This window comes from Sphaerisporangium rufum (assembly GCF_016863395.1).
Lineage (GTDB): Bacteria > Actinomycetota > Actinomycetes > Streptosporangiales > Streptosporangiaceae > Sphaerisporangium > Sphaerisporangium rufum.
In genome coordinates, this window is the sequence record NZ_BOOU01000006.1 from 39,576 (window position 1) to 57,940 (window position 18,365).

17 protein-coding genes are annotated in these 18,365 nt (G+C 73.7%); 9 read left to right on the forward strand and 8 right to left on the reverse strand.

The annotated features are described in order from the left end of the window. Positions 1-61: 61 nt before the first annotated feature. The 3 genes from Sru01_RS02290 to Sru01_RS02300 all read right to left on the reverse strand — a co-directional run bounded on the left by Sru01_RS02290 (position 62) and on the right by Sru01_RS02300 (position 2,711). Positions 62-1,210, reverse strand: coding sequence for an adenylate/guanylate cyclase domain-containing protein (locus tag Sru01_RS02290; protein WP_239136790.1), 1,149 nt, complete (start codon positions 1,208-1,210; stop codon positions 62-64). Positions 1,211-1,243: 33 nt separating this feature from the next. After that, positions 1,244-1,756, reverse strand: a complete 513-nt coding sequence (locus Sru01_RS02295) for a PH domain-containing protein (protein ID WP_203982131.1) — start codon at positions 1,754-1,756, stop codon at positions 1,244-1,246. Between the two features lie 130 nt (positions 1,757-1,886). After that, complete coding sequence (locus Sru01_RS02300; protein ID WP_203982132.1) at positions 1,887-2,711, reverse strand: biotin--[acetyl-CoA-carboxylase] ligase; 825 nt, start codon at positions 2,709-2,711, stop codon at positions 1,887-1,889. A gap of 117 nt (positions 2,712-2,828) precedes the next feature. On the opposite strand from Sru01_RS02300, the gene fdhD reads away from it, so the two are divergent. Beyond that, positions 2,829-3,761 (forward strand): formate dehydrogenase accessory sulfurtransferase FdhD, encoded by a 933-nt coding sequence (gene fdhD / locus Sru01_RS02305; RefSeq protein ID WP_239136792.1) that lies wholly within the window; start codon positions 2,829-2,831, stop codon positions 3,759-3,761. 7 nt (positions 3,762-3,768) lie between these two features. Here the strand turns inward: fdhD and Sru01_RS02310 are convergent, their stop codons facing one another. The 4 genes from Sru01_RS02310 to Sru01_RS02325 all read right to left on the reverse strand — a co-directional run bounded on the left by Sru01_RS02310 (position 3,769) and on the right by Sru01_RS02325 (position 9,720). Beyond that, entirely contained in the window at positions 3,769-4,398 is a 630-nt protein-coding gene (locus Sru01_RS02310; RefSeq protein ID WP_203982134.1) for an NYN domain-containing protein, read from the reverse strand. A 195-nt stretch (positions 4,399-4,593) separates the two neighbouring features. Continuing rightward, positions 4,594-7,299: a phosphoenolpyruvate carboxylase gene (locus Sru01_RS02315; protein WP_203982135.1), complete on the reverse strand. Its 2,706-nt coding sequence runs from the start codon at positions 7,297-7,299 to the stop codon at positions 4,594-4,596. Between the two features lie 91 nt (positions 7,300-7,390). After that, entirely contained in the window at positions 7,391-8,944 is a 1,554-nt protein-coding gene (locus Sru01_RS02320) for a hypothetical protein (protein WP_203982136.1), read from the reverse strand. Further along, complete coding sequence (locus tag Sru01_RS02325; RefSeq protein ID WP_203982137.1) at positions 8,920-9,720, reverse strand: ABC transporter ATP-binding protein; 801 nt, start codon at positions 9,718-9,720, stop codon at positions 8,920-8,922. Before Sru01_RS02325 ends, Sru01_RS02320 begins: the two co-directional genes overlap by 25 nt. A 79-nt stretch (positions 9,721-9,799) precedes the next feature. Between Sru01_RS02325 and Sru01_RS02330 the strand changes: the two genes are divergently transcribed. The 7 genes from Sru01_RS02330 to Sru01_RS02360 all read left to right on the forward strand — a co-directional run bounded on the left by Sru01_RS02330 (position 9,800) and on the right by Sru01_RS02360 (position 16,638). Then, entirely contained in the window at positions 9,800-11,398 is a 1,599-nt protein-coding gene (locus Sru01_RS02330; RefSeq protein WP_203982138.1) for an acyl-CoA carboxylase subunit beta, read from the forward strand. An 8-nt stretch (positions 11,399-11,406) separates the two neighbouring features. Next, positions 11,407-11,610 (forward strand): acyl-CoA carboxylase subunit epsilon, encoded by a 204-nt coding sequence (locus tag Sru01_RS36510; RefSeq protein WP_203982139.1) that lies wholly within the window; start codon positions 11,407-11,409, stop codon positions 11,608-11,610. 104 nt (positions 11,611-11,714) lie between these two features. After that, positions 11,715-12,650, forward strand: coding sequence for an NYN domain-containing protein (locus tag Sru01_RS02340; protein ID WP_203982140.1), 936 nt, complete (start codon positions 11,715-11,717; stop codon positions 12,648-12,650). A gap of 82 nt (positions 12,651-12,732) precedes the next feature. Further along, on the forward strand, positions 12,733-14,184 hold the full coding sequence (locus Sru01_RS02345; RefSeq protein WP_203982141.1) for an AlkA N-terminal domain-containing protein: 1,452 nt from the start codon (positions 12,733-12,735) through the stop codon (positions 14,182-14,184). Further along, positions 14,181-14,693 carry a methylated-DNA--[protein]-cysteine S-methyltransferase gene (locus tag Sru01_RS02350; RefSeq protein WP_203982142.1) on the forward strand — a complete coding sequence of 171 codons (513 nt, stop codon included), beginning with the start codon at positions 14,181-14,183 and terminating at the stop codon, positions 14,691-14,693. The genes Sru01_RS02345 and Sru01_RS02350 overlap by 4 nt, the downstream gene beginning before the upstream one ends. 192 nt (positions 14,694-14,885) lie before the next feature. Further along, positions 14,886-15,911 (forward strand): PP2C family protein-serine/threonine phosphatase, encoded by a 1,026-nt coding sequence (locus tag Sru01_RS02355; protein ID WP_239136794.1) that lies wholly within the window; start codon positions 14,886-14,888, stop codon positions 15,909-15,911. A gap of 112 nt (positions 15,912-16,023) precedes the next feature. Next, on the forward strand, positions 16,024-16,638 hold the full coding sequence (locus Sru01_RS02360; protein WP_203982143.1) for a Uma2 family endonuclease: 615 nt from the start codon (positions 16,024-16,026) through the stop codon (positions 16,636-16,638). 21 nt (positions 16,639-16,659) lie between these two features. On the opposite strand, the gene Sru01_RS02365 is transcribed toward Sru01_RS02360, so the two are convergent. Further along, the gene (locus tag Sru01_RS02365) at positions 16,660-17,175 is read right to left on the reverse strand and encodes a nuclear transport factor 2 family protein (protein WP_203982144.1); all 516 of its coding nucleotides are present in this window, start codon (positions 17,173-17,175) and stop codon (positions 16,660-16,662) included. Between the two features lie 121 nt (positions 17,176-17,296). On the opposite strand from Sru01_RS02365, the gene Sru01_RS02370 reads away from it, so the two are divergent. Then, a complete protein-coding gene (locus Sru01_RS02370; protein ID WP_203982145.1) occupies positions 17,297-18,265 on the forward strand; it encodes a LysR family transcriptional regulator in 969 nt (322 codons plus the stop codon). Positions 18,266-18,365: the final 100 nt, after the last annotated feature.

Sequence of the window (18,365 nt, forward strand, 5' to 3'; positions counted from 1 at the left end):
GGGGGTCGGCTCCGCGGCGGCCCGGCGGCCCCGGCGGCACGGCCCGGGTCCTCGCCGATGTCTACCGCCCTCCGGCGCGACGTAACACGTGCGGCTGCACCATCCCGAGCCCGCGGACCGGCCGCCGGCGGATCCGCTGGGCGGCCAGGTCCGGCAGGTCGGACACCGCCCCGGCCACCCCGTCGTCCACCAGGACGGTGCACGGGCGGGCCATCGCGGTCAGCCGGGCCGCCAGGTTCACCGTGGTGCCGAAGACGTCGCCCATGACCGGCAGCACCGGCCCGTACGCCAGCCCCGCCCGCACCTCGCGGCCCTCGTCGCGGATCGCGTCCACCAGCTCGACGGCCACCCGGGCGGCCGTGCCGGCGTCCGGCGCGGTGAACAGCACCTCGTCGCCGAGCGTCTTCACCAGTCGGGCGCCGTGCGCGGCCACCACGTCGGAGGCCCGGCCCTCGAAGGTCTCCACCAGCTCGGCCAGGCCCCGCTCGTCCAGCTCCCGGGAGACCTGGGTGAAGGAGACCAGGTCGGCGAACCCGACGGCCATGGTGGCCCGGTTCGGCAGCGACTCGGCCGCCACGCCGCTCATCGCCAGCAGCCGGTGGCCGGCCGCGGCGAGCTGGGCCCGCCACACGTGGGACAGCAGGCTCTCGAAGTCCGGCAGCAGCGCCTCGGCCAGCTCCAGCACCGCCGCCATCTCGCGCTCGCCGGGCGGCACCGCCGGGTCGAGGGTGGCGTCGATCATGATCTCCGCCTGCCACTGGGCGAGCCGCGCGGTGGTCTGGCCGAGCGCGCGGGCCATCCGCACGACGGTCTCCTCGCCGATCAGGCCGCGTTCCAGCATGCCCGCCACCCGGCGCAGCGCGGCCAGGTCGGCGTCGGTGAAGGCGGGCGTGTGGTCGGCCGGGGTGGCGAAGCCCAGCGCCCGCCAGATGCGCCGGGCCAGCTCGGCGGGCACCCCGGCCTGCTCGGCCATCTCGCCCCGGGTGTGCCTGGGCAGCGAGCCGACGAACACCTGCTCGATCCGCTCGGCGGTCGGCCGCCCCGTCACGCCGCCCCGCTCCGCCTGGCCGGCCTGCTCGGTCGCGCCGCCCCGCTCCGCCTGGCCGGCCCGCTCCGCCGCACCGGCCGGCTCGGCCGGCGCCCGCGCCGCGGTCCCGGCGCGCGTCCGCCTCTCGGCCGCCTTCGCCGCGGCGGTCTCGGTCTCGCGCACTCTCCGGAGGTTACGCCACCTTCCGGGCGGCTCTCACCGGGCCTCGACCTCCCCGTCGGCCGCGTCCTCCACCAACCGGAACAGCTCCGCCCGGACCGCCTGGATGCGCGGGATGTCGCGCAGCGTGATCTCCCCACGGTCGGAGGCCGACTCCACCACCAGGGTGCCGCAGCCGAGCAGCCGCTCGGCCACCGACTGGTCGGAGCTGACGCTGTTCACCTTGGCCAGCGGGATGTCGTCGGTCGACTTGCTCAGCACGCCGGTGCTGATGTTGAAGCGGTGGGTCGTCAGCGTGTACGAGGTGGTCTTCCACCGCAGGTACGGCAGGAACGACCACAGCGTCAGCGCGACCACCGACACGACCGCGACGGCGATCCAGGCGTACCCGGCGTACTCATAGTCGACCGGGATGAAGTAGAACGCCGCGCTGGAGGCGGCGACGACGAGCAGGAGCGCCAGGACCGGCAGGACCAGGCGCTTCCAGTGCGGGTGGAATGAAAGGACGACCCGCTCCCCCGCCGTCAGATGCTGTTCGGCAAGACCCATGGGGTGAATCGTGGCACGAAGATCCGCCGGCGTCTCGTCATCCCGCCGCCGGGGGAAGGTGTGCCACCTCCGGGCGGCGTCTCGTCGTCCGCCTCGGGGCGCCGGTGCACCGGCTCCGGGCGGCGTCTCGTCATCCCGCCGCCGGGCGCAGGTGCACCACCTCGCCGGCGCTGAGCACCTCTTCGGCGTCCCCGGCCCGGACCAGCAGGTGCCCGGCCGCGTCCACCCCGGTGGCGGTGCCGGACAGCACCCGCTCGCCGGGCAGCTCGACGCGGACCTCCTGCCCGATGGTGGCGCTCATCGCGGTGTAGGCGGACCGCAGCCCGGCCGCGTCGGCGTCGCCGCCCGCCTCGATCCAGTCCCGGTAGCGGGTCTCGATCTCCCGCAGTACGGCCCGGAGCAGCGGATCGCGGTCGGTGCATTCGGCGTGCTCGATCGCCAGCGAGGTGGCCGTGGCGACCGGCAGCTCCTCCGGCCGCACCGAGACGTTCAACCCCATGCCGACGATCGCCGCGCCGTCAACCCGCTCGGCCAGCACCCCCGCGACCTTCCGCTCGCCGACCAGCAGGTCGTTCGGCCACTTCAGCCGGACGTCCAGCTCGGTGAGACGGCGGACCGCCGCGGCCGCGGCCAGCGCGACCAGCAGGGTCACCCAGCCCTGCCGCTCCGGCGGGACGTCCGGGCGCAGCAGCACCGAGAAGGTGAGACCCGACCGGGCCGGGGCGGTCCAGGTGCGGCCGAGCCGCCCGCGCCCGCGCAGCTGCAGCTCGGCCACCAGCACGGCCCCCTCGGCGGCGCCGGACCGGACGGCCTGCGCCAGGTCGGCGTTGGTGGACCCGGTGCGCTCGACGACGCTCAGCGAGGTCCACAGGCCGCCGGGCCGGACGATCGCCCGGGCCAGCGCCGCCTCCGACAGCGGCGGCCGTTCGAGATCGCGGTACGGGGAGTCGATCATCCACCCATCATCCCCGCCAACCCCGCCGCCCGCACCTCGCATCGCCGCCCGCACCGGGTGAACCCGCCCGGCCGCGGGTAGGGTGTCACGGCACGCAGCGCCATGAAGGGACGCCCGGTGACCGAACGTCTGGACCTTCCGGTGGACGCCCCGGCGGCGCGGCCGGGGCCGACCACCCGGGCGCGGGTGCGCGAGGTCACCGGTGGCCGCGTCCGCGACCGGCGCGACGACGTGGCCACCGAGGAGCCGCTGGAGATCCGGATCGCCGCCGGCGGCCACACCCGGACGCTGGCCGTCACCATGCGCACACCGGGTGCCGACTTCGAGCTGGCCGCCGGGTTCCTGTCCGGTGAGGGCCTGGCCGGGCCGGGGGACATCGCCTCGATCGCCTACTGCACCGAGGAGGCCCTGCCCCCCGAGGCGCGGCACAACACGGTCACCGTCCGGCTGAACCGCCGGGAGCTGCCCGACTCGCCCGCGCTGGCGCGGAACTTCGTCACCACCAGCGCCTGCGGGGTCTGCGGGGCGGCCGGGCTGGCCGCGCTGCGCGACCGGCTGGGCGAGCCGCCGGCGGCGGCCGGCGCCTTCCCGCCGGTGCCCGCCGAGCTGCTGTACGGGCTGCCCGACCGGCTGCGCGCGGCCCAGAGCATCTTCGGCAAGACCGGCGGCCTGCACGCCGCCGGCCTGCTCACCGCCGATGGCGAGCTGCTCGCGGTCCGCGAGGACGTCGGCCGGCACAACGCGGTGGACAAGATCGTCGGCTGGGCGCTGCTCGGCGACCGGCTGCCGCTGGCGTCCTGCCTGCTGATGGTCAGCGGCCGGACCAGCTACGAGATCATGCAGAAGGCGGTCGCCGCCGGGCTGCCCATGGTCTGCGCGGTCTCCGCGCCCTCCTCGCTGGCCGTCGACCTGGCCAGGGAGTTCGGCGTCACCCTGGTCGGCTTCCTGCGCGGCGAGCGCTTCAACATCTACGCCAACCCCGCCCGCGTCGCACCACATGCCGACGCCCGACCGCAGCGCGGCATGCGGGCCGGCCCTGAGGGTAATTGATCGCGGCTCACTGCTCCAGCGTGTAGTTCGTCGGGTCTCTCACTTGTTTGTGGGATTCTTCGTCCAGCCAGTGACACCAGAGGTTCGCCTCGGAGATCGCCAGCCGTGGGTTCCGTACTCCGGTACCGCTCCAGGCGGCGACCTCCGGACGCGGTCCGCCGTCCGACCGCATGGAACAGACCATTTCCAGAGCGGGTTTGAGATCGGTGTCGGTGGACATCAGAATGCCGACGTCGTAGCGGCGTTCCATGGCCAACCTGACGAAATCGATGGCCAGCGCCACATCGATGCCCTTTTCCTGCGGCTTTTCGCCTATCTGACAGCTATCCGGCCAGCCGGCGGGGTAGCGTAGCGTTCGCGCGATGACCTCCACTCGCGGGTCCACTTGCCACATTGCGATCTGTCGGGTACAGGCGGAATATCCCTTGATGTCGCGCGTCGCCGCCGGTTTTCCACGGTAGATTCGTACCTCGGTGAGCTCGCGCGGGTAGGGACTTCTATCCACCAGCAGTCGGCCCAACCGAACCGGGTCCACCTGACCGAACGTATGGGGCGGCGATAATTGCGGATAGAAGCAGGATCGAGCCCCTTTGTAAACGTTTTGATAGTCAAGGAACAAGATCGTGCGGTCTGCCACACTTCCTCACAAAGAATAATCCCCGCCAGTCCGGGAAATCCCGGACGGCGGGGAGCAGTGACTCCTTTATAAGAGGTTAGCGGGGTCCATGTCAACCTGCGGCCCGTTCCACGCCGAACTCTTGACCGACAGCGGACATCTCTTTGAGCTTACTGCCGGACGTATACCGATATTCTTCAGAAAACAGAGTGATGATCAGCCGGTGTTCTGGAGGCCGGCGGCGACGCCGTTGACGCTGAGCAGCAGCAGGGTCTCCAGCCGCTCGCGCTCGTCGGCAGCCAGCTCGCCCTCGGCCCGCAGCGCGGACAGCGCCCGCAGCTGCAGGTGCGAGAGCGCGTCGACGTAGGGGTCGCGGAGCTGGACGGCGCGCGACAGCACCCGGCGGCTCTCCAGCAGCCGGGAGTGGCCGGTCACCTCGAGCACCAGCCGCCGGGTCAGGTCGTACTCGGCGAGCACCTGGTCGGCGAAGTCCGGCCGGCCACCCAGGGCCAGGTAGCGGGCGGCGATCTGCCGGTCGGTCTTGGCCAGCGACATCTCGGCGTTGTCCAGCAGTGAGGCGAACAGCGGCCACTCCCGGTACGCCTGCCGAAGCTCCGCCAGCCCCGGCCCGGGCTCGGTACCGTTCTCGGGCTCCTGGCCGCCGGTGCGGGTGGCGGCGAGCAGGCCGCTGCCGAGCCCGTACCAGCCGGGCAGGTTGACCCGGGTCTGCGCCCAGGCGAACACCCACGGGATCGCCCGCAGGTCGTCCAGCGAGCGGGGCGCGCCCAGGCCGCGGCGGGCCGGGCGGGAACCCAGGCGCAGCGAGCCGATCTCCTCCAGCGGGCTGACCAGGCCGAACCACTCGGGGAACCCGGGGGCCTCGGTGAGCGAGCGGTAGGCCCGCTCGGAGGCGGCGGCGACCCGCTCGGCCAGCAGCCGGTAGCGCGCGGCGGCCTCGGCGGTGCGGGCCTCCACCGACGGGGTGGAGGCGAGCAGCACGGCGCTGGTCACCTGCTCGATGTGCCGGTGGGCGATGGCCGGATGGCCGTAGCGGGCGAAGATGACCTCGCCCTGCTCGGTGACCTTGAACCGGCCGGCGACCGAGCCGGGGGCCTGGGCGAGCACCGCGCGGTTGGCCGGCCCGCCGCCGCGGCCGAGCGCGCCGCCGCGGCCGTGGAAGAGCGTCAGCCGCACGTCGTTGGCCAGCGCCCAGCCGGCCAGCTCGGCCTGCGCGTCGTACAGCTTGAGGGTGGCCGCGGCCGGGCCGAGCTCCTTGGCCGAGTCGGAGTACCCGAGCATGACCTCCATCCGCCGCCCGCCGGCCGCCAGCCGCTCCTGCACGGCCGGGATGCCCAGCATCCCGGTGAGCACGTCGGCGGAGTTGGCCAGGTCCTCGCCCGACTCGAACAGCGGGACGACGTCCAGCACCGGGGCACGGGAGCCCGCCGCGTGCCGGGCCAGCTCGTACACCGCGGCGATGTCGCCGGCCGAGCGGGTGAAGGAGACCACGTACCGGGAGCAGGCGCGGACGCCGAACCGCTCCTGGATCCAGGCGATCATGCGGATGGTGGCCAGCACCTCCTCGGTGACCTCCGAGACCCGGCCCTCGGCGATCTCGGCGAGCGCGCGGGCGTGCACCTGGGAGTGCTGGCGCACCTCCAGCTCGGCCAGGTGAAAACCGAACGTCTCGACCTGCCAGATGAGGTGCTGCAGCTCGCCGTACGCCTGGCGGGGCGCGCCGGTGGCGGCCAGGGACGCCTGGCAGGCGCGCAGGTCGCGCAGCAGGTCGTCCGGCGAGCGGTAGGCCAGGTCCAGGTCGCGGCGCCGGGTGGCGGCGATCCGCGCCGCGACGTACAGCAGCCACTGGCGGTGCGGCTCGCGCGGCGCGCGGGTGGCGAGCTCGGTGGCCAGCTCCGGGTGGTCGTCGGCCGCGGCGGCCAGCGCGTCCCGCAGCTCGGGGCTCGGCGGCCCGCCGAACGCGGCCGAGGCGGTCAGCGTGCGGCCGATCCGGGTGGTGGCGTTCTCCAGCGCGGTGAGCACGTGCTCGGCCTGGATGAGCACGGCCTCCCGGGTGACCCGGGAGGTCACGTTGGGGTTGCCGTCCCGGTCGCCGCCGATCCAGCTGCCGTAGCGGATGAACGCCCGGGCCAGCGGCTCGCGGGTGCCGCTGCCCTCGCCGAGCGCGGCGTCCAGCGAACGGTAGATGCGCGGCACCGTGCGGAACAGGGTCTCGTCGAAGGCCGCCATCGCGGTCCGGACCTCGTCCAGCGGGTCCAGCTTGGTGTGCCGGAGCTGGGCGGTCCGCCACAGCAGGTCGATCTCCTCCAGCAGCCGCCGGTGCGCCTCGCTCCGCTCCTGGGCGCCCCGGTCGGGGGCGTTGTACTCGGTGAGCTGGGTGCTGATCCGCTGGATCGCGGTGACGACGGCCCGGCGGCGCGCCTCGGTGGGGTGCGCGGTGAGCACCGGCCGGAACTCCAGGTCGGCGATCAGGCGGGCCATCTCGTCGGCGCCGAGGTCGTGCCGCAGCTCGCCGACCGCCTGGGCCAGCGACTCCGGCAACGGCGCCTCGCCGGTGTCGCGCGCCCGCAGGGTGCGGATGCGGTAGTGCTCCTCGGCCAGGTTGACCAGGTGGAAGTAGCAGGTGAACGCGCGGGCGATCTGCACGCCGCGCTCGACCGGCCAGCCGGCGACCATGGCGGCCACCTCGTCCACCGACACCTCGCGCCTGCGGGCCGCGATCACGGCCTTGCGCAGGCGTTCGACGTCGGCCAGCAGGTCGGGCCCGCCGTCCTCGGCGATGACCCGGCCGAGCAGCTCGCCGAGCAGGCGCACATCGGCGCGCAGCTCGTCGGGGACCTCGGAGACGGCACTGTGACGTTCGGTGGCAGAGCGCTGTGCCTGCTTCGCGGCGGTTGCGGCCATACCACGCAGGTTATCCACTGGTTCCGATCGCCTGGATACCGGTCTCACCTAGTGGACTAGACCATACGTCTTGGCTGTTCAGAGCGGGGATTCAGGACGGCCGGGAGACCGCGGCCAGCAAGTCGGGCAGCCGGGCGTAGCCGATGCCCGAGGCGAGCCGCCGGCCGCCGGCGGCGACCGCCAGCCCGTACGGCACGCCGAGCAGCGCGACCCAGGTGAAGCCGAGCAGCACCGGCACCACCACCGGCAGCGCGAGCGAGCCGGTGGCGAGCATCGAGCCGAACGAGCCGGCGAACGCCACGCCGCCCTGGCCGGGGGCGGCGCTGGTGAACGCGTTGACCCGCTCGGGGTAGGTGTACGGCAGCACCACGCTGACCACCGAACCGACGCCGAGCGCGACGAGCAGCAGCCCGGTGGCGGTCAGCAGGGCGGCCGGCGCCGCCGCCGGATCGCCGGCGACCAGCGCGGCGGTCACCGACAGCACGGCCAGCAGCGGGACCGCGACCAGCGAGACCGCCAGGTGGCGGCCGGCGAAGTCGGTCCTGATGTCGCGGGCGCCGGTGTAGACCAGGGCGTTCATCCACAGCGCGCGGCCGTCGATGCCGAAGGCGTTGGACGCCTGCAGGCCGATCATGAGCGCGGCCAGGCACGGCACCACCACGGCGAGGGCCGGTCCGTCCATCCCGTTGCGGCCGCCGAGCGAGAACATCATCACGATCGAGAAGCCGACCGCGGCCACCCATCCCATCCGCCCGCGCGGCTCCCGGCGCAGGTACTTCAGCTCCTTGGCGACCACGGCGCCGAGCGCGCCGCCGGGCAGCACCCCTTCCAGCCGGCCGCGGCGCACCGAACCGACCTGGGTGGAGGCGTCCGAGGTGACCATGGCCCGGCGCAGCGCGGCCGTCCACAGCTCGACCAGGACCAGCAGCACCAGGGCGAGGACGGCCAGCTCGGCCAGCGCGACCAGGCCGCCGTCGGCGATGGCGTGCGCGGCCATCCCGGGCGGGGTCCAGCGCAGCACCGAGGTGACGCCGGCCAGGTACTCGCGCGGGTCGCCGCCGATCCCCTGGTTCAGCACCAGGTTCGGCACCTGGGTGAGCAGGATGACCAGCACCACCCCGATGGCGAGCAGGTCCCGCCCCCGGCGGGTGCGCAGCACGCCGGACAGCGCGGTGGTGAGCGCCCGGGAGGCCACCAGGCAGATCGCGACGTGCAGCACCACCGCGACCAGCCCGATCGGCACCGCGGCCGGGCCGCGGGCCAGTCCGGCGACCGCGCCGAGCGACAGGACGAGCGAGGCGAGCGGCCACGGCCCGGCGGCCGAGGCGGCGAACATGCCGAGCGCCGCCTGCCGCGCGGTCAGCGGGAACAGGGCGAGCCGGGCCGGGTCCACGGTCTCGTCCACCCCGAACACCATCAGCGGGCCGACCAGCCAGATCACGGTGAGCGCGGTGAACATCACGACGCACACGTTCAGCGCGAGGTCGGCCGGGGCGGTCCGCAGCAGGGCGAGCAGCGCGAAGCCGCCGCCGGCGATCGCGAGCGCGCCGGCCAGGGTGAAGGCGTAGCCGATCTGGCGCATGGTGTCGCCGCGCAGGTTCCCGGCGATCAGCCGGAGCTTCAGGCGGACGAAGAGCCAAGCCACGTCAGGCCCTCCTCGCCATGGTCGCGCGCCCCCACCAGCTGCAGCAGCGCCTCGTTGAGCGTGCTGTTCCCGCGCACCTCGGCGAGCGGGCCCTGGGCGACGATGCGGCCGTGGTTCATCACCGACACCCAGTCGCACAGCCGTTCCACCAGGTCCATGACGTGGCTGGAGAACACCACGGTGGAGCCGGACGCGGTGTAGCGGCGCAGCACCTCGACCAGGGTGTTGGCGCTCACCGGGTCGACGCCTTCGAACGGCTCGTCCAGGAACAGCGCCTCGGGGTTGTGCAGCAGCGCGGCGGCCAGGGCGATCTTCTTGCGCATGCCGGTGGAGTAGTCCACCACGAGCTTGTCGGCCGAGGCGGCCAGGTCCATGACCCGCAGCAGTTCCTCGGCCCGGCGGGCCACCTCCTCGCGCGGGATGCCGCGGATCTGGCCGTTGTACAGCAGCAGCTCCCGCCCGGACAGCCGTTCGAACAGCCGCAGGCCCTCGGGCAGCACGCCCACCCGCGCCTTGACCGCCGCCGGGTCGCGCCAGACGTCGATCCCGGCCACCTGCGCCGAGCCGGCGTCCGGAACCAGCAACCCGGTGATCATGCTGAGCGTGGTGGTCTTTCCCGCGCCGTTCGGGCCGACCAGGCCGGCGAAGCTGCCGCGCGGCACCACCAGGTCGACCCGATCCACCGCCGTTTGGGCGCCGAACCGCTTGACCAGGCCGTGGGTGCGAACCGCCGGTACCGGTTCCCCCGGCGCGGGGGCACTCGGGAATTCGGACATGCCGCCACTCTAACGGCGGTGCGCGGGCCGGCGGGTTCCCGGTGAGTGGAGATGCGGGCCGGGCGTTAACCTACGGAACATGAGTGCTGAACCCGCCGCCCACGTCGAGGGACCTGACCCGCGCACCACCGCGGGCAAGATCGCTGACCTGGAGCGCCGCCTGGACGAGGCCGCGAACGCCGGTTCCGCGCGCGCGGTGGAGAAGCAGCACGCCAAGGGCAAGATGACGGCCCGCGAGCGGGTGCTGGCGTTCCTGGACGAGGGCTCGTTCATGGAGTTCGACGAGCTGGCCCGGCACCGGTCGGCGAACTTCGGGCTGGAGCGCGAGCGGCCGTACGGCGACGGGGTCGTCACCGGGCACGGCACGGTGGCCGGCCGCCCGGTGGCGATCTTCGCCCAGGACTTCACGGTGTTCGGCGGGTCGCTGGGCGAGGTGTTCGGCGAGAAGATCGTCAAGGTGATGGACCACGCGCTCAAGACCGGCTGCCCGGTGGTGGGCATCAACGACTCCGGCGGCGCCCGCATCCAGGAGGGCGTGGTCTCGCTCGGGCTGTACGCCGAGATCTTCAAGCGGAACGTGCACGCCTCCGGCGTCATCCCGCAGATCTCGATGATCATGGGGCCGTGCGCCGGCGGGGCGGTCTATTCGCCCGCGCTGACCGACTTCGTGCTCATGGTGCGGGAGAAGTCGCACATGTTCATCACCGGCCCGGACGTGATCAAGACGGTCACCGGCGAGGAGGTGACGTTCGAGGAGCTGGGCGGCGCGCACACCCACAACTCCCGCTCCGGCGTCGCCCACTACGAGGCCGCCGACGAGAACGACTGCCTGGAGTTCGCCCGGGCGCTGCTGTCCTACCTGCCGTCCAACAACATGGACGAGGTGCCGGCCTTCGACGCGCCGGCCGACCCGGCGGTGACCGAGCTGGACCGCGAGCTGGACACGCTCATCCCCGACTCGGCCAACCAGCCGTACGACATGCACCAGGTGATCGAGCACGTGCTGGACGACGGCGAGTTCCTGGAGGTCCACGCCGGGTTCGCGCCGAACATCGTGGTGGGCTTCGGCCGGGTGGAGGGCCACTCGGTCGGCGTGGTGGCCAACCAGCCGATGAGCCTCGCCGGCACGCTGGACATCGCCGCCTCCGAGAAGGCCGCCCGGTTCGTCCGCACCTGCGACGCCTTCAACATCCCGGTGCTGACGTTCGTGGACGTGCCCGGCTTCCTGCCGGGCACCGACCAGGAGTGGAACGGCATCATCCGGCGCGGCGCCAAGCTGCTGTACGCCTACGCCGAGGCGACGGTGCCGCTGGTCACGGTGATCACCCGGAAGGCGTACGGCGGAGCCTACGACGTCATGGGGTCCAAGCACCTCGGCGCGGACATCAACCTGGCCTGGCCGACGGCGCAGATCGCGGTGATGGGGGCGCAGGGCGCGGTCAACATCCTCTACCGGCGGGAGCTGGCCGCCGCGGCCGATCCCGAGCAGGAGCGGGCCCGGCTGATCACCGCCTACGAGGACACGCTCGCCAACCCCTATCTGGCCGCCGAGCGCGGGTACGTCGACGCGGTGATCAGGCCGTCGCACACCCGGGTCCGGATCGTCCAGGCGCTGCGCGCGCTGCGCAACAAGCGCAGCACGCTGCCGCCGAAGAAGCACGGCAACATCCCGCTGTAGGAGCGCCCGTGGACCAGCCCTATTTGAAGATCGTTCATGGCGACGCCACTCCGGAGGAGGTGGCGGCGCTGGTGATCGCGGTGGCCGGCCGGACGGTTTCCGCCCCGCCGAACCCCACTCCATCCGGCAATTGGCGCAACCCGGTACATCGCCTACGAAGAGGTGTAATCGCTGGTCCAGGCGGCTGGCGAGCCGCCGCGCGACCGCATTAGATCTGCGGAAGTGGGTGTCAAGAGGCCGGAGAGTTGGGACTATCTAGAAATGGGGGAATATAGTCAGCCGATCATCGCGAGGACCCAGAGGCCTGGAGGAGAGCATGGCAATCCCGGACCTCACACCGTATCCCGTGGCGGCGAAATACGCCGTGCTCGTGGACGTCGGCTACCTCTACGCGGCGGCGGGCGAGGTCCTGCTGGGCGCCAAGGAGCGCAAGGAGTACCGGGTCGCCGCCGACGAGCTGATCCAGGCGCTCAAGAAGCACGCCATGGAGCGCATCCCCGGTGAACTGCTCCGCATCTACTGGTACGACGCCGCCCGCGACCGGGTCCCCACCGTCGACCAGCGGGTGATCGCCCAGCTCCCCTGGGTCAAGGTGCGCCTGGGCAACCTCAACGCGCGCGGCCAGCAGAAAGGCGTGGACGCCCAGATCCGCAGCGACCTGGAGGCGCTGGCCCGGCACCACGCGGTCAGCGACACCATACTGATCGCCGGCGACGAGGACATGGTGCCCGCGGTCGAGGCCGCCCAGACCTTCGGGGTGCGCATCCACCTGTGGGGGGTCGAGCCGCCGTACGGCACCAACCAGGCCGAGCGGCTGGTCTGGGAGTCCGACACGGTGGAGGAGCTGACCGCCGACTTCCTGCGCCCGTACTTCAACCGCGCCGCCCAGGTCGTGCCGGCCGCGCCGGCTCCCCCCTCCCCCGCGCAGGTCTTCGCCGGCCGCACGCTCAAGCCGGCCGTCAAGCATCCCGGGCAGGTCACCAAGCTCGGCCCGAGCCGCCCGCGGGTCGAGGAGGTCGGCGAGCACGTGGCGCAGAAGTGGATCCTCACCCGGGGCCGCGACAACATCCGCGACCTGCTCCCCGGCCCGCTGCTGCCCACGGTGATCGACACCGAGCTGCTGATCGAGGCGGAGAAGGAGCTCGGCCACTCCCTGCGCCCCTACCCAGAGGCCCGGGTCTGGCTGCGGGACGGCTTCTGGGCCCGCGTCTACCGCGAGTTCGACCTCGGTGTCGGCATCTCCACCAAGTGACCCTCCCCGGCCGCGGAACCGGCCGCGGCGAGGTCCGATTTCCGCCGGTCCCCTCCCCTGGCCAGGGCATAACGTCGTACTCGTGACCCCACACCAGACGCTCGACTTCGACGCGTGCTACCGGGCCGCCAGCGCCCGCGACACCCGGTTCGACGGGCGCTTCTACACGGCCGTCACCTCCACCGGCATCTACTGCCGCCCCGTCTGCCCGGCCCGCACCCCGGCCCGGCGCAACGTGCGGTTCTACCCGCACGCCGCCGCCGCCGAGGCCGCCGGCTTCCGCCCCTGCCGCCGGTGCCGCCCCGAGCTGAGCCCCGGCGACCCCGGCTGGGACGTGGCCGCCGACCTGGTCGGCCGGGCGCTGCGGCTGATCGACGACGGGGTGGCCGACGAGTACGGCGTGGCCGGCCTGGCCGGCCGGTTGCACATCACCGAGCGGCACCTGCTGCGGCTGTTCAGCACCCGGATCGGCGCCGGGCCGCTGGCGGTGGCCAGGACCCGGCGGTTGCTGCTGGCCAAACAGCTCCTCACCGAGACCGCGCTGCCGATCAGTGACGTGGCGTTCGCCGCCGGGTTCGGCAGCCTGCGGCAGTTCAACGCCACCCTCAAGGACGCCTACGGCTTCACCCCGAGCGACCTGCGCGCCTCCTCCGCCGGGCGGGCCACGACCGCCGCGGGCCCGCCGGGCGGCGGGCCGGCCGCGCTCACCCTGCGGCTCTCCCACCGCGCGCCCTACGACGCGGCGACGCTGTTCGCCTTCCTGGCCGCCCGGGCCGTGCCGGGCGTCGAGGAGGCGACGGCGACCACCTACCGCCGTACCGTGCCGGGCGGGACGATCACGCTGGTCCCGGCCGCCGACCACGTGCGGCTGACGGTGGCCGTGGACGACACCCGCCGGCTGGCCAGGGTCGTCGCCCGGTGCCGCCGGCTGCTCGACCTGGACGCCGACCCGCTCGCCATCGCCGCCGCGCTGGCGCCCACCAGCCTGCGGCCGCTGGTCACCGCCCGGCCCGGCCTGCGGGTGCCGGGCGCGTTCGACGGGTTCGAACTGGCGGTCCGCGCCGTGGTGGGGCAGCAGATCTCGGTCGCCGGGGCCCGTACCCTGCTCGGCCGGATCGCCGCCCGGGCCGGCGCACCGGTCCGGGCCGGCACCGCCGGGACCGGGGAGGGGCCGGACCTGCTCTTCCCGGACGCCGGGCGGCTGGCCGGCGCGGACCTGTCCGGCCTCGGCCTGACCGGCCGGCGGATCGCCACGCTGCGGACCCTGGCCGAGCGGGTCGCCACGGGCGAGATCGACCTGGACGGCGGCGCCGACCCGGCGCAGGCCACCGCCCGGCTGCTCGCCGTACCGGGCATCGGCCCGTGGACGGCCGGCTACATCGCGATGCGCGCGCTGCGCGACCCGGACGCCTGGCCGGCCGGCGACCTCGGCCTGCGCCGGGCCATGGCCGCGCTGGACATCCCCGACGACGACATCGAGCGGTGGCGCCCCTGGCGGGCGTACGCCGCCCTGCACCTATGGAGTTCCGAATGACCGCGACCGACACCATCGACGCGCAGGTGCTGCCCACCCCGCCCGGCCCGCTGGCCCTGCTGGCCCGGGACGGCGTGCTGGTGGCCGCCGGCTTCACCACCGACCCCGAGGCCATGTTCCAGCGCCTGCCCGCCGCGCTGCGGGCGCTGCCGCTGCGCCGGGTGGCCGACCTGGGCGCGCCGGCCCGGGCCGTCCGCGACTACCTGGCCGGCGACCTGCGCGCGCTGGACGCGATACCGGTCGACCAGCCCGGGTCGCCGCGCCGGCAGAGCCTGCTCGCGGCGCTGCGCGCCGTCCCGGCCGGCACCACCGTCAGCTACGCCGGGCTCGCCGAACGGGCCGGGCTGCCGCGCACCGCCGCCCGGGCGGCCGGCGGTGCCTGCGCGCAGAACCTGATCGCCCCGTTCGTGCCGTGCCACCGGGTGCTGCCCTCGACCGGCGGCTACGGCGGCTACTACTACGGCACTCCGGTGAAGGAGTGGCTCCTGCGGCACGAGGGCGCGGTGTGACCGGACGACCTGCCCGGATCGGGCGGGCCGGATCCTGATAAATGCTCAAGAAATCGGGCGTAGCCGCGCGTTCGCGGATACTGAGTGGTTGGGTATGGGGATGGACTGATATATCAATTCCCCGTATCGATCCAACCCTGGAGGCCCGCCCTGCTGACCCCGGCGAGCAGCGCGCACCGGAACACCCCGGTGGTGCTGAGGTCGTTGCCCTTCGTCGCCCTGGCGGCGGTGGCCCTCATCGACCTCTTCACCGGTCCCCGGCTGGGATTCCTGCCGCTGCTCACCCTGGGCCCGACGTTCGCGTCGGTGTCCGGCAGCGTGCGGCGCACCGCGGCCATCGGCGTCCTGGCGCTGGCCGTCTGCGTACCGCTCGCCCTCTTCCACAACCGGCAGTTCAGCACCCAGAACCTGCTCACCCTGGTGACGATCTTCGCGGTGACCGGGGCCGGCATGCTGGCCGCCCATCTGCGCATCCGCCGCGAACTCGAGCTGGCCAACGTGCGGATGGTGGCCGAGACCGCCCAGCGCGTGCTGCTGCGCCCGGTGCCGCGCAGCGCCGGCGACCTGCGGATCGCGCTCTCCTACACCTCGGCCACCGCCGAGGCGCGCATCGGCGGTGACCTGTACGAGGTGGTCACCACGCCCGGCGGGGTGCGGCTGCTCATCGGCGACGTCCAGGGCAAGGGCCTGGACGCGGTGGAGACCGCCGCCTGGGTGCTCGGCGCGTTCCGCGAGGCCGCCTACGACGAGCCCGAGCTGGCCGGCGTGGGCGACCGGCTGGAGATCAGCCTGGCCCGCCACCTGGGCGGCGAGAAGTTCGTCACCGCCATCCTGGCCGAGGTCGACGGCACCGGCATCACCCTGCTCAACTTCGGCCACCCGGCCCCGCTGGTCGTCCGCGGCGACGGCACGATCACGCCGGTCGACCCCGACATCGAGGCCCCGCCGCTCGGCCTGGCCTCGCTCGCCGCGAGCGCGCCCAAGCCGCAGCGGATCCCGTTCCAGGACGGTGACCAGATCCTGCTGTACACCGACGGCGTCATCGAGGCCCGCGACCACGCGCGCGCCTTCTACCCGCTGGGCGAGCGCGCGACGCTGCTGGCCGGCGCCACCGACCCGCAGGAGGCGCTGGACGAGCTGCGGGCCGACCTGCTACGGCACGTGGGCGGCCCGGTGCTGGACGACGTCGCCATGCTCCTGCTGCGCCGCCAGCAGTGACCGGCCACCGGAAACCAGATCCGCATCGCCCGCCGCGCCGCCACGTCCGGCCGGGATCCCTAGGATGCAGGTGGAGTAGGAACCATTCCGACCGAGCCGAGGACGTCCCGACATGATCGCGTGGCCTGAACCGCAACACACGCCCATCACGTGGGAGACGTTCCTCGACATCGACGAGGACGTCCGCCGCGATCTGGAGATCGTCGACGGCTACGTGGTCCCCCGCGAGCAGCGCGGCCGGGAGCACCAGAAGGTGGGCACCCGCCTGTCCCTGGCCCTGGAACGGGCCGCCGTCACCGAGATGCGCCGCACCGGCAACGCCTCGTGCTACGAGACCAACACCGAGGTCGACGTGCTGCTGTGGGAGGTGCCGCCCACCGCCCGCAAACCCGACGCGGTGCTGCACCGTTGCCTGCCCGAATTCGAGCAGTTGGCCGCCGGGCATGTCGTCATCGTCGCCGAGGTGCTCTCCACCTGGTCGGAGCGCCGCGATCGGGTGCACAAGATGAGCGACTACGCCGACGCCGGCATCCCGCACTACTGGGTGGTCGGCTTCGACAAGATCGGCGCCCTGGTCATCGAACGCTACGCGCTCACCGGGGGGGCCAAGCCGTACACGCACATCGGGACCACCCACCGTGACATGGGACCGGTGGCCGTCCGCGTCACCGACCCGTTCCCGCTCGAACTCCTGTGGCGGGACCTGGAGATCGCCCCGCCGGTCTGAGCCAGGTTCCGCGGGTCGCGGTCAGCCGCCGGGGGCGAAGATGGCCCGGGGGTCGCCGGTGAACCAGACGTTGTCGATGCGCAGCCGGTGGATGAGCCAGCGGTCACCGTCGCGGACCAGTTCGGCGTCGTAGAGGTTCTTCAGCAGCGCGTGCGTGCCGGGGGCGTCGACGACCAGGTGCTGGGCCTCCACCAGGGCGGTCAGCCGGGCGTGGTCGCCGTCCAGTGCCACCCGCGGGTTGGTGACCTGGTGGGTGGTGCGGACCCGGCCGGCGAACATGCCGAGGATGGTGGCCGCGATCTCCGGGCCACCGGTCATCAGCGGCGCCGCCCCGCCCCACCGGGCCGCCGCCGGGGCGAAGTCCAGCTCCGCGTCCGCGGCGAAGCACGAGGCGAACAGCTCTTCGTCCCGCAGGTCCTGGCCCAGGGCGAACCGGTACAGCGCATCGGTGATCTCGGCTCGGTCGCGCAGCTCCCGGGCGGTGGCCGCGGTGTCCTCCGCCGGCGCGGTGAGGGCCTGGACCGAGGTGACGTACATGATGAACTCCTGGTGGGTCGCCGTAACGGGGCACGTCCCACCCTGCGGGCCCGCCGGGCGGCGATCAACGGCCGTCCGGAGCCGTATCGTGAAGTGAGGCTTGACGGTGGGCGGTGGTGTGATGTTCGAGCGGCAGGAGCTGGAGACCTTGCTGGCGCTGGCCGAGGAGCTGCATTTCGGCCGGACCGCCGCGCGGCTGAACGTGTCCACCGCCCGGGTCAGCCAGACGATCCGCGGGCTGGAACGGCGGGTGGGCGCGCCGCTGTTCGACCGCACCAGCCGCCGGGTGGCACCGACCGAGATCGGCCGGCGCCTCGCCGAGGAGATCGCCCCCGCCTGGGCACAGATCATCGCCGCCGGCGAGCGGGCGGTGGACGCCGGCCGCGGCTTCACCGGCACGCTGCGCGCCGCGTTCGTCGACCCGGCGGGCGGCCAGCTGCTGGCCGGGGCCGGCGAGCTGTTCCGCGGCCGGCATCCGGAGTGCGGGCTGGAGCTGCGCGAGGCACCGGTCACCGCCGCCGCCGGCCGGGTGCGCGAGGGCACGGTGGATCTGGCGCTGGTCCCCTTCCCGGTGGCCGTCCCCGAGCTGGCCCGGGGACCGGTGCTGGTCCGCGAGGCACGGGTGCTCGCCGTGCGGCACGACCATCCTTTCGCCCGCCGGGATTCGGTCGCGATGGCCGACCTGTCACGCGTCCGGCTGATCGAGCTCGCCGGAGCCGGCCCGGCGGGTCCCGCCCGGGATCACCGCACGGCCGGCGGGCCGCCCGCCTGGCCGGACGCGGGACCCGCGGCGGCGGTGGCGACGGTCGACGAGGCGCTGACGCTGGCCGGCGCCGGGCAGGGCGCCTTCGTCACCGGAGCGCACGCCCGCCGCTACCACCCGCGGCCGGACGTCGCCTACGTGCCCATCCGGGACGCGCCCCCGCTGGAGTGGGGGCTGGTCTGGCCGGCCGCCGGCGGCACCGCCCGGGTGCTGGCCTTCGCCCGCGCCGCCACCGACCTGCTGGCACCGGGCCGGAGCGCCGCCGGGGTATCGGTGACCGGGGCGGCGCCCGCCGGGCCGGGACCGCGGCCCGCCGATCCGGGCTGACCGGGCCCGGCTGACCCGATCCGCGCTGACCCGATCCGCGCTGACCCGATCCGCGCTGACCCGATCCGCGCTGACCCGATCCGCGCTGACCCGATCCGCG

What these genes read in the sequence shown, in the direction of transcription:
- Sru01_RS02295 (WP_203982131.1), bottom strand. Translation starts at nt 1,756, where the DNA reads ATGGGTCTTGCCGAACAGCATCTGACGGCGGGGGAGCGGGTCGTCCTT.
- Sru01_RS02300 (WP_203982132.1), bottom strand. Translation starts at nt 2,711, where the DNA reads ATGATCGACTCCCCGTACCGCGATCTCGAACGGCCGCCGCTGTCGGAG.
- Sru01_RS02315 (WP_203982135.1), bottom strand. Translation starts at nt 7,299, where the DNA reads ATGGCCGCAACCGCCGCGAAGCAGGCACAGCGCTCTGCCACCGAACGT.
- Sru01_RS02325 (WP_203982137.1), bottom strand. Translation starts at nt 9,720, where the DNA reads ATGTCCGAATTCCCGAGTGCCCCCGCGCCGGGGGAACCGGTACCGGCG.
- Sru01_RS02330 (WP_203982138.1), top strand. Translation starts at nt 9,800, where the DNA reads ATGAGTGCTGAACCCGCCGCCCACGTCGAGGGACCTGACCCGCGCACC.
- Sru01_RS02340 (WP_203982140.1), top strand. Translation starts at nt 11,715, where the DNA reads ATGGCAATCCCGGACCTCACACCGTATCCCGTGGCGGCGAAATACGCC.
- Sru01_RS02350 (WP_203982142.1), top strand. Translation starts at nt 14,181, where the DNA reads ATGACCGCGACCGACACCATCGACGCGCAGGTGCTGCCCACCCCGCCC.
- Sru01_RS02360 (WP_203982143.1), top strand. Translation starts at nt 16,024, where the DNA reads ATGATCGCGTGGCCTGAACCGCAACACACGCCCATCACGTGGGAGACG.
- Sru01_RS02365 (WP_203982144.1), bottom strand. Translation starts at nt 17,175, where the DNA reads ATGTACGTCACCTCGGTCCAGGCCCTCACCGCGCCGGCGGAGGACACC.
- Sru01_RS02370 (WP_203982145.1), top strand. Translation starts at nt 17,297, where the DNA reads ATGTTCGAGCGGCAGGAGCTGGAGACCTTGCTGGCGCTGGCCGAGGAG.